This is a genomic window from uncultured Methanobrevibacter sp., assembly GCF_937881195.1.
Taxonomy (GTDB): Archaea; Methanobacteriota; Methanobacteria; order Methanobacteriales; family Methanobacteriaceae; genus Methanobinarius.
Map to the genome: position 1 here is coordinate 109,326 of NZ_CALGFC010000032.1, position 16,910 is coordinate 126,235.

Consider the following 16,910-nt stretch of genomic DNA (forward strand, 5'->3'; position numbering starts at 1 on the left):
GATGAAAGATATAAACTTCAAACCAATAACTTTATCAGATAAAAAGATATTTGATGATTATTTTAATAAAACTAATTTTAATAATGCTGAAAAGAATTTTTCTAATCTTTTCATGTGGAGAAATACCTATGAATATGAATATGCAATAATTAAAAATTGTTTATGTATAAAAGGTAAATTAAGAAATAGTAAGAAACCATTTTGTCATTTTCCATATGGAGGATGTGATATAAAAGATTCACTGTCTTTAATAAAAGAAATTTTCAAAAAAGAAGGAAATGAATTAATCATTAAACCATTACTTCCTGAAATGAAAAAATGTTTAGAAAAAACTTTAGAAGATTTTATATTAATAGAAGACAGAGATTCATTTGATTATATTTATAATTCAAATAAATTAATTACATTATCAGGTTCTAAATTACGTAACAAACGTAGATGGGTTAAAAAATTTAGGGAAAATTATGAATATACATATGAAGAAATTAATAGAAATAATTTAATAGAAGCTAAGGAATTTACCATAAATATCATTAAAAATTCAAACAATGATTTAGATGAGATTATAGCTATGGAAGAGATGTTTGACAATTTGTTTGAATTAGGTATTAAAGGCTGTATTATTAGAGTTGATGGCAAAATTGTTGGAGTATCTACTGGAGAAGAATTGACCAAAAATACTGTCATTATTCATTGTGAAAGAGCAGATGCAAGATTTGAAGGCATTTATAATTGCATCAATCAAGAGTTCTGTGAAAAACAATGGTCAGATTATAAATTTATTAACCGTGAAGAAGATCTTGGAATTGAAGGTTTAAGACAAGCAAAATTAACATATCGGCCAGATTTGCTATTATCCAAATATATTGCTAAGATAGGGGTTTAAATATGCCTTATGTTAATAAACTAGACGGTGAGAGAATATTTTTAAGTTTAAGTCAAAAAAAGGATTTATATCTATATAATAATTGGTTAAATGATTTTGAAATTAATTTAACATTTGGTAGAAGCCATATAGCCTTTAATGATGAAAAACAGGAAAAATATATTGAAGATTATAATAATAGTAATGATAAGTTTTTCTTTGTTATAGTAAAAAAAGGAGAGACTTTTGAAAGTGATCAAGCTATTGGAATTGGGTTATTATATGATGTAGATTTTGTTCATGGAAAAGCTACTTTAGGTCTTTTATTAGACAAATCTTTTCAATCAAAAGGTTATGGTAAAGAGTCTGCTAATTTGCTTCTTAAATTTGCATTTAATATTTTAAATCTAAACAATATTATGTTATATGCTATCGACTTCAATGAGAAAGTAATAGATATGTATAAAAAAATTGGATTTAAAACAATTGGGCGTCGAAGAGAAGCATATCCAATAAATAATAATGTTTATGATGAGATTTATATGGATATATTAAAAAAAGAATTTAATGAAGAAAATAAATAGGCATATTTAATAAAAATAGGTATGATTTTTTATAAACAAAAAATATTCTTATAGATTATAATTTTTATAGATTATAAATAAATAAGATAATTTCTCAACCCTATGATAAACTATAAACATTTATATTGGATAATTTTTATTGTGATGACTGGAGGAATTGTTTGCGGTCTTAATATTGCAGGGATTTCTGGTGCAGTTAGTTACATTCAGGAAGTATTTAATCTAAATGATATTGAAATAGGTTTAGTAGTAAGTTCACTAACAATCGGTTGTATAATAGGTTCATTAATATTAGGATATTTATCAGAAAAACATGGAAGAAGAAAAATACTAATTTTAACATCATTTATATTTATTATATCCTCATTAGGAAGTGCATTATCCACTTCACCAACAACATTGATATTTTATCGTTTTATTGGTGGATTATCAGTTGGAACAATATCATTTTTAGGGCCAGTATATATCTCAGAAATTTCTCCTCAAAAGATTAGGGGAAAACTTGTTTCTTTAAATCAGCTGGCTATTGTGATAGGAATTCTTTTGGCATATATTTTTGATTATTTGATAATTTATACAAATAATTCTTGGAGATATATGTTGGCCATTCCCATTATTTTTAGTATTATCTATATGATTTTCTCCATAAAATCATTACCTGAAAGCCCGCGATGGTTAGTAATTAATAAAAAAAAATCAGAAGCGGAAACTATTTTCAAGAATATAGAAGGGAAAAAATCAGCAAAAGAACATATAATGAAAATTGAAGAATCTTTATCAATGAAAAATAAAGTAAAACTTAAAGATTTTTTTAAAGGGAAAATTAAAAAAATAATGATAATTGGGATTATTTTAGCTATTTTTCAACAAGTTGTAGGTATAAATGCAATAATTGCATATGCCCCATCTATTTTTGAGAACATTGGGATTCAAACACAAAATGCACTACTTCAATCAATTTTGATAGGTTTCGTTAATTTTTTATCTACATTTATTGCTATTTGGTTAATTGATAATAAAGGCCGTAAAATATTGCTTATATATGGTTCAATAGGTATGACCTTAACTTTATCATATTTGGTTTATGGTTTTAGTTTAAGTCAAAATAATATTTTAATATTAATTGCCCTATTAGGTTATATTGCATTTTATGGTGCTTCTTTTGCGCCTATTCTAGGAGTTATAAATTCCGAAATATTTTCAAACAATTTTAGAGGAATTGGAATGTCTTTTACTGCTGCAATAAATTGGTTATCTGCATTTGTAGTAATACAATTTTCCCCATATATAATTAATAATATAGGAGCATCTATATTATTTGGCTTTTTTGCAATATTTAGCTTTTTATCACTAATATTTGTTAAATTTTACATACCAGAGACTAAAAATAAATCTCTAGAACAGATAGAGATAGAATTGAATTCAAAATAGTAAATTTCGTAGATATAGATATAAATATAAATATAAATATAAATTCTCAGCTGATTAATAAAACTAAGAGCGAAAAAAATAGTTTATAATTATCATTGATGATGATGACTTTTTATATTATCAACTGAGAAATTACTTTAAAGTATCTAATATATTCTATCAGACACAATATCAATATTATAATTCATACTATATAAATATTTAGTATTACTAAATCTATTTTATTTAAATAAAAAGTAATAATTCTAAAAAAGTATTAAAAAATACAAATAATATTTAAAAAAATAATAAAAAAACTAAAAAATTTTAGAAAAAGTAATAAATTAAAAAAATGACAAATAAAAATAATTTAATAAATAAAAATAATTAAAAAATAGATAAATAAAAATAATTTAATAAATAAAAATAATTAAAAAATAGATAAATAAAAATAATTTAATAAATAAAAATAATTAAAAAATAGATAAATTAAATAAAAATAATTATAAAAAGCTCAAAGCATTTGGAACTTTTTTTGTTATATTTTGAGCAATTCCCGGTACTGTAGATGTTATAATAGAAGTTTTAGATAATGAAGCAGAATTTATATCATCAGAATTCCCAGAAATTACATTTATACCCAATTCCTCTTGTAAATTATTTACTGTAGCTTTTTCCACAAATGGGTCAATGTCAGTTATAACAATTTCATCAACATAACCTTCTATCTCTTTAGCTAAAACCCATGAAAGGAATCTTCCACCTAAAAGAGTAACAGAATCTCCATTTATCTCTTCTTTAATATCTGAAATTGTCTTTTCAATCGGCATGTTTTTATACATTTTTGAATTTGTAATTGCACCCCAATGTGCATCACCAACAGTAAAAGAACCTATTTTTTTTGGATATATATTTTCGGGTCCTGATAATTTAACTGCTTTTGTAAGTGCTAGAAGCTCACCCCTACCAATAGGTGCATTAACTGGGCTATTTTTAATTTCTTCTTTTATAATTTTTAAAACACGAGGTAAGCCAAACTTTCCCCTTTTTGCAGAACCTGGAGAATATCCACACATATATCCATGATGGTTATTTGGAAAACCTGAAATAATAATATTAAGTCCTGCCCTTAATCCTGCCCTACATTCATTTTCATATGCTCCATTAGTAGCTACAACTTTTCCAGGACATAAAACTCTAGACATTGCAATTGCCTTAGAAAATGCTTCAACACGATTTTTTGATGAATTAAATGGACCTCCCTCTATTACAAATATATCCGAATTGATATCTATAGCTTTTTCAAAACCAGTGATCAAATCATCATAGCCATCTCCAACAAACATTATTGTTTCAAGAGCTTTTCCATGTTTTTTAGCTAAATTTGCCACATATTCTGCTTCTTCAAATGGAGCAGAATGTCCAACCCCTCCTTGCTCACTGGTTAAATTTACAGCAACTGAAGAAGATAATTTAATCCATTCTTCTTTATCTTCTTCCCTTTCTATTTCTTGTTCAATCAATCTTTTATGTATCCTATCTTTAGGACAACCAGAAGAAGAATCACCTTTATTATAACAATCTCCACCACATTTAACAATTTCTTTTGGAAATTTCATTGCACCATATTTTCCAAAGTGATCCAAATCTAAAGGAACATCAGTTAAATTATAAACCTCTTCCATTATATCAATGCCTTTTTCACCATATTTTTCACCAATATCTGAAAATGCATATGCACAAATATGAATAGGTGCTCCAATATTATTAGCCAATATACAATTTCCTAGAAGATCAATTTTTTCAAGGTCAGAAGCACAAGTTCCAACCACTACTTCAGTTAAATCACAGCCTAAAGGAAAACGTTTAAAATTAGTTCCTAATTTCATAGCATCTTCTTTTGATAATTCTGAAATAGCATCAACAACTTCTACAATGTTTTTTTGAGATTTAGCTAATTTTAATGCTGCATCATAATCATTTATAGATTCTTTAATTAAATCATACATCCAATCACACAAAATATTTGTTATATAATTTATAAATATTATAAATATACTAATTGAATTTGTCGCAAGATGAAATTTATTTAGATAGCTTTATAACATTAATTGTTTAATAATAATTATTGTAGTTTTATATTAATATGTAAAATCTACTTTTATATTAATTGAGTAAATTTTCCATGTATAGCTAGAATTTATAAGTTTTAGTATTATGCTGACTTAATATAGTTAATAATATTTATTTTAAATAAATTATTAATAATAATTAGGTTATAGGATATATAAATATTACTATTTATAAAGACTATCATTCATTTCTTTATAAATTAGAAAGTAATACTAAAATGATAGAATTTGATGACTTATTTTTTCTAAAGCATACCATACTCACTTAAAAAAAATGAAAAATTTTTATTTAACTAGTATTATTTGCATTGTTAAAATGTAATAATACTTGAAATAAATAAATATAATACCTAAATGTTTATATTGTATAAATACTAAAAAGGTAAATATACTACATAATATTAAATCGGCAATTAGTATTACTAATTATAGATATTACAAAAAGGCAGTAAGCATCTAATTGTGTTTATTTAAAAAGGTAGTATTAATATAAAGCAAAAGGAGAAAAAAAATGAAAGTAGCAATTTTAGGAGCAGGATGTTACAGAACACATGCTGCTAGTGGAATAACTAATTTTTCAAGAGCTTGTGAAGTAGCAGAAAAAGTAGGAAAACCAGAAATTTCAATGACACATTCAACCGTCACCATGGGTGCTGAATTAATGGAATTGGCTGGAATAAAAGATGTAACTATTGCAGATCCTGTATTTGATAAAGAATTTACTGTAGTAGATGATTTCAGTTATGAAGATGTTATGGAAGCTCACAAGGAAAACCCGGAAAAAATAATGCCTCAAATAAGAGAAAAAGTTGGTGAATTAGCAAAAACAGTCCCTAAACCACCAGAAGGTGCTATACATTTTACCCATCCAGAAGATTTAGGATTTAATGTAACAACCGATGATGTCGAAGCTGTTTCTGATGCTGATTGGATTATGACTTGGTTCCCTAAAGGTGATATGCAAAAAGGAATCATTGAAAAATTCTCTGACAACATTAAAGAAGGAGCTATTTTAACACATGCATGTACCGTTCCTACAACAATGTTCCAAACTATTTTTGAAGATTTATCAAGTGCAGATATGAATCAAGCACCTAAAGTAAATGTGTCTTCTTACCACCCAGGAGCAGTTCCTGAGATGAAAGGACAAGTTTACATTGCAGATGGATATGCAAATGATGAAACTGTAAATAAATTAGTTGAGATTGGACAAAAAGCAAGAGGAAATGCATATGAATTACCTGCTGAACTTTTAGGTCCAGTATGTGATATGTGTTCTGCTTTAACCGCAATAACTTACGCAGGTATCTTAGGATACAGAGATTCAGTTACAAAAGTTCTTGGAGCTCCAGCAGGATTTGCACAAATGATGGCTAAAGAATCCTTAGAACAAATAACTACTCTCATGAATAATAGAGGTATCGATAAAATGGAAGAATACTTAGATCCAGCAGCATTATTAGGAACTGCTGATTCAATGAATTTTGGAGCAACTGGTGAAATTTTACCTTCCATTTTAGAAGCTTTAGAAAAAAGAACAGAATAATTTCTAATTTTCTAAAATAGATATTCTATACATTCTATAGATAATCTATAAATTCTAAATAGATAGCCTATATATTCTAAATAGATATTATATTGTTAAAAAATTTTATAAAATTAATAAAATATTATAAAACCATTTTTAAAAACAATAAATATCTATTTTAGATATTAAATAAAAACACAAAAATCTTCTAAAAAATTTATAAATAAAAAAAATATAAAAAATATAAAAATAATAATATCAAAAGTTAAATAAAAAATAAAATTTAATAATATAATCAACTAAAAAAGAGTTTTAAAAAATATAAATTGTCAATAGAAGATATAAAATATCTATATAGATTATAAAGTAATTAAAAAAATATAATATATTTAGAAGTTAATATAAAAAATTTACATAATACATTATAATAAATAGAATATATTATAATAGAAAGAATATATTATAATAAAATAAATTATAATTATAAATTAAGTATCACTCTTAAATAATCATTTTGGTGTTAAATTGATAGATAAAATATTAAAAAAAGTTCACAGAAGAGAAGATCTTACAAGAGAAGAGATATTGGAACTTTTCAAAATTGAAGATGAAAAAGAACTTGAAAAATTAATGAATGTGGCATCTTATATTAGAGACTGTGAAAACAATCAAATTAAGTTAACATCAACTATTCATATGACTAACATATGTAAAGTAAAACCTAAGTGCAAATATTGTGGTTTTGCTACAAAAACCTCAAGTGAAGGATACTATCATGGTTTTTATAAAAAAGATAGTGAAATTCTTGAAGCAGCTAAATGTGTTGCAGATAGTGAAATACCAAGAATAAGTTGCTCAGGAGCTCATGGATATGATGGCAAACACGCTGTTGTAGCTACAAAAATTGTAAAGGAAAACACTCCTTTAGAATTATTAGTAAATGTAGGTTCTGATTTAAATAGAGAAGCAATTAAAGATTTAGCAAGATATAATGTAGATACTGTTTGTTGCAATCTAGAAACAGTTAATGAAGAACTTTTCAATGAAGTTAAACCTGGTGAAAAGCTTCAAGATAGAGTTGAAATTTGTGAAATGATTTGCGAAGAAGGTATTGAATTGTCTTCAGGATTACTTATTGGTCTTGGAGAAAGCTATGAAGATAGAATTGATCATTTATTATTCCTTAAAAAGTTTAATACATTAGGAGAAATTCCTATAATGGGATTTAATCCATACAAAGACACTCCAATGGAAAATCATCCCCCTTGTTCAATTAGAGAACAGATGAAAACTATTGCAATTACAAGAATTTTATTTCCAAAAATTAGAATCACTGTACCAACACCTACAATTGGGCCAGAAAATGTTGAATATTCTCTAAAGGCAGGAGCTAACAATTTGGCTACAGTAATTCCTAAAAATTACCCTACAGATGTGAAAGGAGTCGGTTCTCCAACATACGGAAATCTTGAAGATGTTTTAAATATTTTAAATAAATTAGGCCTTAAATTAGAATGTAATTAGAAATATGCCTACTTATTCAGCAAAATATAATGATTAAATATAATAAAATATTATAATTTATCTTTAATATGATTAAATATAATAAAATATTATAATTTATCTTTAATATGATTAAATATAATAAAATATATAATACAATTATATATTTTAAATTAATTTAAATAATTTAATACATAAAAAAAAATATAGCTAACTTTTTTTAATTTAACACTCCAAAATAATCATGAATGTGAAAATATGGCTTTTGAAAATATAATAAAAAATGCTGCTAAAGAATCAATGGAAGGAACAAGAACTGGAGATAAAAAAGAAGAAGTATTAGCAATACAAAATTATATAAAAAATGCTAAAAAAGTATTTGTTCCAAACAAAAATAATATTAAAACCCAAGTAATCAATGGAATATTAGAAAAATATGGGATTTCAAAAGCAAAAAATTTGGATATAAATACAAACTCTGCTGATTCACACAGATTCCCTTGCATCTCTAAAGCTACTATGGCCCTTGATCAAAGTGATGCAGACATGATAATAGGGAGAGGAAGACTTGGAATTCCTGGTTCAGGATCCATGCTAGTTTTTATGGATAATAAAGGAAGAATATTAACCGCAGGTTTTTCACCATCCCATGTTGTTCACAAAAAATCATTAGAAGAAGCTGTACGAGATGAAACTATTATGGCATTGAAAAGAATAGGTCTTGAAGAATCTTAAAAGTTTAATAATTAAAATTATACTAATTTAAAATAAGTTATTTTTTAAAACTGTAATTAATATTATTAATAATTAATTTGCTGATTTATACTTTTTATTACTAATATTAATTATGGTGTATTTTTTATATAATATACCTCATCATCATCAGAAAATATTAATTTTATCTATTTATTTACAATTAGCTATTTATACGGTTGATAAATTGAAAGAAAAAAATAAAAAAATAGAATATGAAACTGGGATAACCTCTGAAGTTTATACTATAAAATCTAATATGAGAATATTAGACATATTAAACATTATTATTCAAAAAAAATCATTAGCTATATTTAAATGGGTTAAAAAATTAGAAAAAGAGCATGAAATTAAAATAAATGATGTTAAAATAGTTGGAGGATATTTAACAGGGCTAGGAATAGCTAAAATGTTAAATAATAAATATAATGTGACAGTTATTGATATTTACCCTCATATTGAAAAACTAATTGATAATTATGAAATTAATGCTCTACCAGAAGATATAGAAAATGGTGAAAAAGAGAAACATAATCCAAATAAAGAGAATAATAAAATAAATTTTTCACAAGATTTAAGTTTACTTAATGGGTCTGATTTAATAATAGATACTACTGGTTTAGGAGGAATTTCTCCCGAACAATCTTCTAAAATAACAACAAAAGCATTTTTAATAGAAGATCCAGTAGCTGAAGATAATGATATTCTTATTAAAAATAAAAATAACATAAATGAAAGATTAATAAACATTAATTCAGAAAATAAAGCTATTTTAAAAACAAAAGGTTTGAATACAAAAACTTCTGGAACAATGACATTTACAATAGATGTTTTAAGTAAATCTATAGCAGAATGCATTAAAAAGGAAGGAGTTTTGTACAGTGTTGCAGAAATGACATTTTTTGAAGAAATTATATTTAAGAAAAAAAATTTAAAAATGTTTTTTGAAATAATAAATTCAGAAGCATTAACTGTTTCAACTATTAAATTCTTTAATGTTGATGAAGTAATAAATAGCTACTTATCAAAGATTAATTCTTCCATACAAATTAAATAGAATTAAGATAGTATATTAGTTCCAAAAAAGTTATAATAATTTTATAATAATATTGTAAAATTTATTAAGAAATTTCACAAACTATGAAAAATCATGAAATCTATTAAATATAATTATTAATGAGTATTATGAAATTAAAAGAAATTATAAAAAAGATAGATGTGATGATTCCAAAAGAATTAGGACTAGAAAATGATAATATCGGTTATTTTGGTCCAAAATTTGAGGACATAGACATAAAAAAGATAAAAGTAATTATGGATTTAACTATTGAGGAAGATAATAATTCCCAAAAAAATGAACTCATAATTTCGCATCATCCACCACTATTTAATCCAAAAACACCGACATATGTGATTCATTCAAATTGGGATATAATTAATGGTGGGGCAAATGATGCACTTGCTAAAAAATTAAATTTAAATGTTTTAGAAGTTTTTGATGAAGAAACTGGAATCGGAAGAATTTGTGAAGGTTCTTTTAATTTCAAAGATTTTCTAGATATAATACCAAAAAAATTAAATATTGATTATTTTAGAGTAGTAAACCCCTTAAATAAGCAAGAAAATAATGAAAAATTAAAAATTGCAATTATTTCTGGTTTTGGACTCAGTAATATTGATTATATAAAATTAGCTAAAAAAAATAAAGTAGACATACTCATATCCGGAGATTTAACTCATAAAGGGGCAATTTTATCTAAAAATTTAGGAATTTGTATTGTTGATATATCTCATTATGCTAGTGAAGTGCCAGGATTAGAAGAATTATATGATATTATATCCAAAATAGGTATTGAAACTAAGTTAATCCACCAAGAAATCCCCTGGAAATATATAAATTCCATTGACTTATAATAGATGGTTTGTTATTTGTGAGCTTTTTAGTCTTAAATTATAATTATACAAATAATTTTATAATTAATAAATATTTAAATATAAACAATATAAAATATAACAATTGTTAAGAATAGGAGAATTAAAAATGATTCAAAAAATTGAAGATAGTTTAATCCCAAAAGGAAAAGTAGATTTAGTAGGTGTTGGTAGATTAGGACTTAGAACCAGTATAAATCTTATACAAGTACATAGAGGAGGTCCAAAAACTATAAACGTTTTTGATAATCAAAAGATATCAAAATCTGATTTGATATTTTTAATGTATGGAGGAAATGTTGGAGAATATAAAACAGACTTCATAAAAAGATTATCAACCCATGAAAAAAGTTATAGAAATGTAGAAAGTTATAATGTTAATATAAACGAGGAAAATTTAGATTTAATCAATGGAAATGTTGTTGTTTTAGAATTAGCAGGAGGAGATACCATATCTACAGCTGCTAAAATAATAAAACATGCACATAAAAATGGGGCAAAAACAATTGGGACTGGAGGAATATTTGGGATAGGTGAAGAAGAAATAATCACCAAAGATATATCTGAATTTGATGATTCAAACATTGTTGTTAATTTACTTAGAGAAGAAGGAATTAAAAAAAATCATAAAATTATTACAACAAACAAATTTATTACAAGTGGAGTGCCAATAACCCCCTATGTTTTAGATAATGTAGCAAATATCATAACAAAAGAAACACTTAAAGAATTAATAAATATTTAATTAGAAAAATGAATTAAAATCTAAAAAATATACTGAAAAATTTAAAAAAATATATGAAAATTATGAAAATTTTGGAAAGTTTTTATTAAATTTATTGAGTCATATTAAAAAATTTATTTTAAGAAATATATATATATATTAAATTTATTCTTTTTTTAGAACAATTTGAAAAAATATTTTTATTTATTAAAATAATCTTTATTATTAAAATATTCTTCACTAATAAAATAATTTTTATTATTAAAATAATATTTTAATATTAAAATATTTTTTATTATACTATTAATTAGTTATTACTAACAAGTCATCGAAGTCATTTAAAGAATCTAAATCATCATTCAAAAGATTTAACAGGATACCAAGTGTTTTTTCGATTCCGCTTATTTGTCTTTTTAAAATAATATCAGAATCTGAACTAGTCAAATCTGCATAGACATCAGAAGTTGTTGTAATAGTTAAATCATTAGTTACTATAGCTATACCACCTTTTCCAATTCCTGCAGTTGTTCCAATACCAATGTCTGAATTTGATAAATTTTTAACGGCTTTTGCCATTAATTCTGCCACTATTAAGTCATTTTCTTGGTTGAAAACCTTTATTCCTTTAATTAAAGTATAAGGCTCCGGTGTTTTAACTTTTAATATATTTTGTAAACTTTCTAATGTGGGAATAAATAAAGAACAACTTAAACTTAAATTATCAAAAAAATCATCATTTGAATTATTAATAATATAATTTTTTATTCGATAATTAGAAAGATTATTTCCTCCAAAATCATTTTCATAACCTTGTGCCAAAATATGTATTTCATGACCAATTTTTCCATGAGTGAAACATTCAGCTGTAGCTATTTTTATCATAATAAACCTATTAAAATTTGTTTTTAAGTAATATAAATTTAATATTATTTAATATTATCTCAAACATCTACTAAATAATATTAAAATCATAAATATAATAAATAATATTAAAATCATGAATATAATAAAGATAGATACTTTAATAAATAATATAAATCTAATTCTAGAAAAAAATAATGAATTTGAATCTTTATAAATTATTTTAAGATTTAAAATTATCTAATGAATCCATAAATCTATTTTTAATATACTCCGGACTTAAATCTATAATTGGAGAATCAGCATTTCCAGGAAGAATTTTATAATGTATGAAAACCGTTCCTACTGACTCATCATTTAAAATATCCTCAAAATTTATTTCATCATAATTATAACATTTTTCAAAACCAATACTTTTAGCTACTTCTAAAAGATCTATATTTTGAGCATATGTACATTGATTACCGGTAGATCCATAACACCCATTATCAAAAACTATTAAAATAAGATTGTTTGGATTTTGATTAAATATTGTCACCAATGAACCCATATTCATCAAAACAGAACCATCACCATCAAAAACGACTATTTTTTCTTTATTTTTCAAATTTTTATTAGAAGTATCCTCTTTAGCAATAGCTAATCCTAAACCAATAGAAGAAGCAAGCCCCATAGAACCTAACATATAAAAATTTTCTGATCTGTCCTTAATCTGATATAATTCCCTAGATGGAAATCCAATATTACATATAACAATTTGATTAGTTATATAATTCATTATATCTAAGATTGCATCAAAACGTTCCATAATAATAAATTCCTAAATTTTTTACCAATAATTAATATCTAATAATATTGAAATTGGAGATCCTTTATCAATAGATAAATCCCATGAGTTAGATATGATCTTTTTTGCATCATTTGGAGATTTTGGATTAAAATAGTCTAATCCCATTGCAGTCAATACTTCTGGAGTTGCCTTACCCATTGGAACTTGCCCAATAATTGGTTCCCCTTCGGTTCCCCTATGACTCATTATCATAACTAATGGTAAAGAGTATAATTGGTAAAGAGAACCTAATGCATTAACACAATTTCCAAGTCCAGAATTTTGCATTAATATAGCTGTTTTCTTACCACCAAAATAAGCTCCAGCACAGACCCCAAGTCCTTCTTCTTCCCTTGTAACTGGAACATGAACAATTTCTTCATCATCATCAATTAATTCAAGTATTCTCCCAAGATTTACACAAGGTACACTTACAATAAAATTAATTCCAGCGGATTTTAGTCCTTGATAAACTGCTTCACTACTATCCAATTAAAAAACCTCATTTATTAGAATAATAATATATGAATTTTATAAAATGAATTAAATAATTTCAAATTAAAATAATCTAAAATTAATAATTTTAAGTTAATTTAAATTGCTAATTTTAGCTTATTAAATAAATATATTTTAGATTAAATTTAAATTGCTAATTTTAATTAAATTAATATTTAAAAAATACAAAATTTAAATGAATATAAATTTCATGATAATATAAAAAAAATATAAAATTGTAAAACTTTAAAATTCTAAAACTTTAAAATTCTAAAACTTTGAAATTCTAAAACTTTGAAATTCTAAAACTTTAAAATTTATATTATTTTTACAAATAAAATTATAATTATCTTTAGAATTTTTATATATTTATTAACTATTCTGAGATATAATCATTAATATCAATGTCTAAATCATCACATATTCCTTTTAAATTTTCATATAACTTTTTATCTATGGATAATCCAGATTTTTGATTATTTGCAATATTTTTTACTTCAAGATCCCCTGGAACAAAAGTATCTCCACTTTCACGAACTTGAGTCACAAACTCTTCATTTTTTTCTTTGAAATCATCAAGTTCTACAAATTTAGAAGGATCGATAGCTATAAAAAGGTCTCCCTTAGTACAATTTTCTGCATGGTTAGCAGTTCCTTTAACTCCAGTTCCAAATGCTGCATTAACAAGAGGCCCAGTCATTAATTCAATCATAAATGCTAGAGCATAACCTTTGTGTGCCCCAAATGGTAATATAGAACCTTTCAAAGCTTCAGCAGGATCTGTTGTAGGATTACCTTCACTATCAAGAGCAACCCCTTCAGGTATTTCCTCACCTTTTCTCAAGGATTCTAACAATTTTCCTCTAGCTGAAGCAGAAGTAGCCATATCTACTGCAATATAAGTATCTTTAGAAGGAATTCCTATAGCAATAGGATTAGTTCCAATTAATGGCTTATTTGCCCCTAAAGGAGCAATAGCTGGTTCTGTATTAGCAGTAACAATACCTACAACATCATTTCTTATAGCCAAATCAGAATAATAACCAGTAACTCCAAAATGATTAGAGTTATGTGTTCCTACAGCACCAATACCCATTTTTTTAGCTTTTTCAATAGCTAAAATCATAGATTTATGAGCCACTAATTGACCAAATAGACTATTACCATTTATAAGAGCTATAGCTTCAGTTTCTCTTTCAATAGTAATTTCACCATCAGTTTTGATATTGCCATTTTTGATACCATGAATATATTGAGGAAATCTTCCAATCCCATGTGAAGTAAATCCTTTTAAATCAGCATCTAAAGTAGCATTAGCTACTATTTCAGCATCGTCTTCATTTAAACCAAGTTTAGTTAATATTGCCATTAAAAGAGATTTTTCTTTTTCTGCTGTTAATATCATGAACACACCTTAAATCTTAAATTTTTTTATAAATAATAATAATAATAATAATAATAATAATAATTTTTTATAATGATAATTAATATGTTAATAATTTTTTATAATGATAATTAATATGTTAATAATTCTTTATAAAAATATTTAATATATCAATAATTTATTTAATTATAATTAATATGTTGATAATTTTTAATAATAATATTTAATATATAGATAATTTTTAATTATAATAATATGATAGTAATTCTTGATAATATTGTCAAATTATTAAAACTAATATTCTATGTTAGTAGATTTAAAAGTTTTAAGAGTGACTTTACTAGAATCAGAAGTTACTTTACCAATTTTATAAGCTTCACAGTCGCTATTTAAAGCATTTAATACTTTTTCAGAATCTTCTGGAGAAACTATAACAACAAAACCTATTCCCATATTGAATACTTTATACATTTCTTCTAATGAAACTCCTTGATCATATATCAATTTGAATATGTCTTGAGGAGAAGGAAGATTATCCATATCAAATCCAACATCTTTATTAAGTCTTTTAAGGTTGTTAAAACCTCCTCCAGTTATATGAGCTAAACCATTTATATTAAAATCTTTTTTAAGTAGATTTACAATAGGTTTTACATATAATTCTGTTGGGCGTAACAATTCTTCTCCAATTGTAGTCTCAGGATTATTTGGAATAGGATCATTAATATCAAATTTATTGTTTTCAAGAAGAGTTTTTCTAGCTAAACTCAAACCATTACTATGAATACCACTACTTCTAATACCAATTAAAACATCGTCTTCAGAAATATTATTTCCAGTTATAACTTTATCAAGATCAACAAAGCCAATTCCAGTTCCAGCAAGATCAAAGTCATTTACTACTTCTGGAAGTGAAGCAGTTTCTCCACCAATAATAGCTATGTTTGAAAGTTTTGCTCCTTCTGCAAGACCTTCAGCAATTTCTTCAGCGATTTCAGGATTAGGTTCTTCAACAGCCAAATAATCGACTAAAGCTATTGGTTCTGCACCTACGCAGAGTATATCGTTTACGACCATAGCAATACAATCAATACCAATAGTATCATACTTTTCCATCATTTTAGCTACTAAAATTTTACTACCAACACCATCAGTACTCATTGCAATACCTTTATTGCCCATTTTAACTAAAGCTGCAAAATGCCCACTTTCAGTTATAATATCTCTGTATTTCAAAGTTGGCTTTAATTTTTCTGCTAACTTAGCAACTGTAACTTCTTCGAGGTCTATGTCAACTCCAGAATCTGAATAGGTAACCATTTACTCACCATTTCTAAAATAAATTAATGATTGATAATATATCATATAAATAATTTTTATATAAATAATATTTATATAAATAATTATTATATAAATAATTTTTACATGGATAATTATTATATTTAAATAATTTTTACATGTAAATATAAATATTTATTTTTAATATTAATTTAATATCACCCAAATAGTATAAAAAGTTAAATACCTAAATTAACAAGTTAAATATCCAATTTCAACATTTAATATTTAATTTAAATTAATTAGGTTTATAAAATGAATGAAATCAACTATTAAAAATAAATTCACAATAATTTTAATGTATAAAATTTGTCATATTTAATATACAACATAAATATTTATTAATTTCATAATATTTATAGCTATTATATCATAAAAGTAATTTAGTTAATATTAATAATTAATAAAAAAAGAGCTGATTAATCCAAAATATATAGATTAATCTAGTAATATAATAGATATTAATGAAAAAATTAGTAAAATTATAATATTTAAATCAAATAATAATTTAAAAACAAATAAACTTATTTTCCAATAGCCTATTTAATAAATTATAAAAGAAATTTTTAATA

The 16,910-nt window shown here is 24.6% G+C and carries 15 protein-coding genes; 9 read left to right on the top strand and 6 right to left on the bottom strand.

Features of this window, described 5'->3' with window-relative positions:
* Window position 1 precedes the first annotated feature (1 nt).
* From Q0087_RS05330 to Q0087_RS05340, 3 genes are all read left to right on the top strand, one after another.
* Window positions 2-886 carry a DUF2156 domain-containing protein gene (locus Q0087_RS05330; RefSeq protein ID WP_297898640.1) on the top strand — a complete coding sequence of 295 codons (885 nt, stop codon included), beginning with the start codon at window positions 2-4 and terminating at the stop codon, window positions 884-886.
* A gap of 2 nt (window positions 887-888) precedes the next feature.
* Window positions 889-1,449, top strand: coding sequence for a GNAT family N-acetyltransferase (locus Q0087_RS05335; protein ID WP_297898641.1), 561 nt, complete (start codon window positions 889-891; stop codon window positions 1,447-1,449).
* A 102-nt stretch (window positions 1,450-1,551) separates the two neighbouring features.
* On the top strand, window positions 1,552-2,880 hold the full coding sequence (locus Q0087_RS05340) for a sugar porter family MFS transporter (RefSeq protein WP_297898642.1): 1,329 nt from the start codon (window positions 1,552-1,554) through the stop codon (window positions 2,878-2,880).
* Window positions 2,881-3,362: 482 nt separating this feature from the next.
* Here the strand turns inward: Q0087_RS05340 and hmdC are convergent, their stop codons facing one another.
* Entirely contained in the window at window positions 3,363-4,868 is a 1,506-nt protein-coding gene (gene hmdC, locus Q0087_RS05345; RefSeq protein WP_297898643.1) for a 5,10-methenyltetrahydromethanopterin hydrogenase cofactor biosynthesis protein HmdC, read from the bottom strand.
* Window positions 4,869-5,502: 634 nt separating this feature from the next.
* Between hmdC and hmd the strand changes: the two genes are divergently transcribed.
* From hmd to Q0087_RS05375, 6 genes are all read left to right on the top strand, one after another.
* Window positions 5,503-6,537, top strand: a complete 1,035-nt coding sequence (gene hmd, locus Q0087_RS05350) for a 5,10-methenyltetrahydromethanopterin hydrogenase (protein ID WP_297898644.1) — start codon at window positions 5,503-5,505, stop codon at window positions 6,535-6,537.
* A gap of 507 nt (window positions 6,538-7,044) precedes the next feature.
* Window positions 7,045-8,043 carry a 5,10-methenyltetrahydromethanopterin hydrogenase cofactor biosynthesis protein HmdB gene (gene hmdB, locus Q0087_RS05355; RefSeq protein WP_297898645.1) on the top strand — a complete coding sequence of 333 codons (999 nt, stop codon included), beginning with the start codon at window positions 7,045-7,047 and terminating at the stop codon, window positions 8,041-8,043.
* A gap of 237 nt (window positions 8,044-8,280) precedes the next feature.
* A complete protein-coding gene (locus tag Q0087_RS05360) occupies window positions 8,281-8,757 on the top strand; it encodes a DUF3236 domain-containing protein (protein WP_297898646.1) in 477 nt (158 codons plus the stop codon).
* Window positions 8,758-8,962: 205 nt separating this feature from the next.
* Window positions 8,963-9,832 carry an SAM-dependent methyltransferase HcgC family protein gene (locus tag Q0087_RS05365; RefSeq protein ID WP_297898647.1) on the top strand — a complete coding sequence of 290 codons (870 nt, stop codon included), beginning with the start codon at window positions 8,963-8,965 and terminating at the stop codon, window positions 9,830-9,832.
* Between the two features lie 128 nt (window positions 9,833-9,960).
* Window positions 9,961-10,689: a Nif3-like dinuclear metal center hexameric protein gene (locus tag Q0087_RS05370; protein WP_297898648.1), complete on the top strand. Its 729-nt coding sequence runs from the start codon at window positions 9,961-9,963 to the stop codon at window positions 10,687-10,689.
* Window positions 10,690-10,816: 127 nt separating this feature from the next.
* Window positions 10,817-11,452 carry a ThiF family adenylyltransferase gene (locus Q0087_RS05375; protein WP_297898649.1) on the top strand — a complete coding sequence of 212 codons (636 nt, stop codon included), beginning with the start codon at window positions 10,817-10,819 and terminating at the stop codon, window positions 11,450-11,452.
* Window positions 11,453-11,734: 282 nt separating this feature from the next.
* On the opposite strand, the gene Q0087_RS05380 is transcribed toward Q0087_RS05375, so the two are convergent.
* The 5 genes from Q0087_RS05380 to purM form a co-directional block, all read right to left on the bottom strand.
* The gene (locus tag Q0087_RS05380; RefSeq protein ID WP_297898650.1) at window positions 11,735-12,313 is read right to left on the bottom strand and encodes a FeGP cofactor biosynthesis protein HcgF family protein; all 579 of its coding nucleotides are present in this window, start codon (window positions 12,311-12,313) and stop codon (window positions 11,735-11,737) included.
* Between the two features lie 202 nt (window positions 12,314-12,515).
* The gene (gene comE / locus Q0087_RS05385) at window positions 12,516-13,100 is read right to left on the bottom strand and encodes a sulfopyruvate decarboxylase subunit beta (protein ID WP_297898651.1); all 585 of its coding nucleotides are present in this window, start codon (window positions 13,098-13,100) and stop codon (window positions 12,516-12,518) included.
* Window positions 13,101-13,121: 21 nt separating this feature from the next.
* Window positions 13,122-13,613: a sulfopyruvate decarboxylase subunit alpha gene (comD, locus tag Q0087_RS05390; RefSeq protein ID WP_297898652.1), complete on the bottom strand. Its 492-nt coding sequence runs from the start codon at window positions 13,611-13,613 to the stop codon at window positions 13,122-13,124.
* Between the two features lie 379 nt (window positions 13,614-13,992).
* A complete protein-coding gene (gene comC, locus Q0087_RS05395; RefSeq protein ID WP_297898653.1) occupies window positions 13,993-15,021 on the bottom strand; it encodes an L-sulfolactate dehydrogenase in 1,029 nt (342 codons plus the stop codon).
* Between the two features lie 273 nt (window positions 15,022-15,294).
* Complete coding sequence (gene purM, locus Q0087_RS05400; RefSeq protein ID WP_297898654.1) at window positions 15,295-16,320, bottom strand: phosphoribosylformylglycinamidine cyclo-ligase; 1,026 nt, start codon at window positions 16,318-16,320, stop codon at window positions 15,295-15,297.
* Window positions 16,321-16,910 lie beyond the last annotated feature (590 nt).

Excerpts from the sequence above, each read along its gene's own strand:
- Q0087_RS05330 (WP_297898640.1), top strand. The coding sequence starts at position 2 with ATGAAAGATATAAACTTCAAACCAATAACTTTATCAGATAAAAAGATA.
- Q0087_RS05335 (WP_297898641.1), top strand. The coding sequence starts at position 889 with ATGCCTTATGTTAATAAACTAGACGGTGAGAGAATATTTTTAAGTTTA.
- Q0087_RS05340 (WP_297898642.1), top strand. The coding sequence starts at position 1,552 with ATGATAAACTATAAACATTTATATTGGATAATTTTTATTGTGATGACT.
- hmdC (WP_297898643.1), bottom strand. The coding sequence starts at position 4,868 with ATGTATGATTTAATTAAAGAATCTATAAATGATTATGATGCAGCATTA.
- hmd (WP_297898644.1), top strand. The coding sequence starts at position 5,503 with ATGAAAGTAGCAATTTTAGGAGCAGGATGTTACAGAACACATGCTGCT.
- Q0087_RS05360 (WP_297898646.1), top strand. The coding sequence starts at position 8,281 with ATGGCTTTTGAAAATATAATAAAAAATGCTGCTAAAGAATCAATGGAA.
- Q0087_RS05370 (WP_297898648.1), top strand. The coding sequence starts at position 9,961 with ATGAAATTAAAAGAAATTATAAAAAAGATAGATGTGATGATTCCAAAA.
- Q0087_RS05375 (WP_297898649.1), top strand. The coding sequence starts at position 10,817 with ATGATTCAAAAAATTGAAGATAGTTTAATCCCAAAAGGAAAAGTAGAT.
- Q0087_RS05380 (WP_297898650.1), bottom strand. The coding sequence starts at position 12,313 with ATGATAAAAATAGCTACAGCTGAATGTTTCACTCATGGAAAAATTGGT.
- comE (WP_297898651.1), bottom strand. The coding sequence starts at position 13,100 with ATGGAACGTTTTGATGCAATCTTAGATATAATGAATTATATAACTAAT.
- comC (WP_297898653.1), bottom strand. The coding sequence starts at position 15,021 with ATGATATTAACAGCAGAAAAAGAAAAATCTCTTTTAATGGCAATATTA.
- purM (WP_297898654.1), bottom strand. The coding sequence starts at position 16,320 with ATGGTTACCTATTCAGATTCTGGAGTTGACATAGACCTCGAAGAAGTT.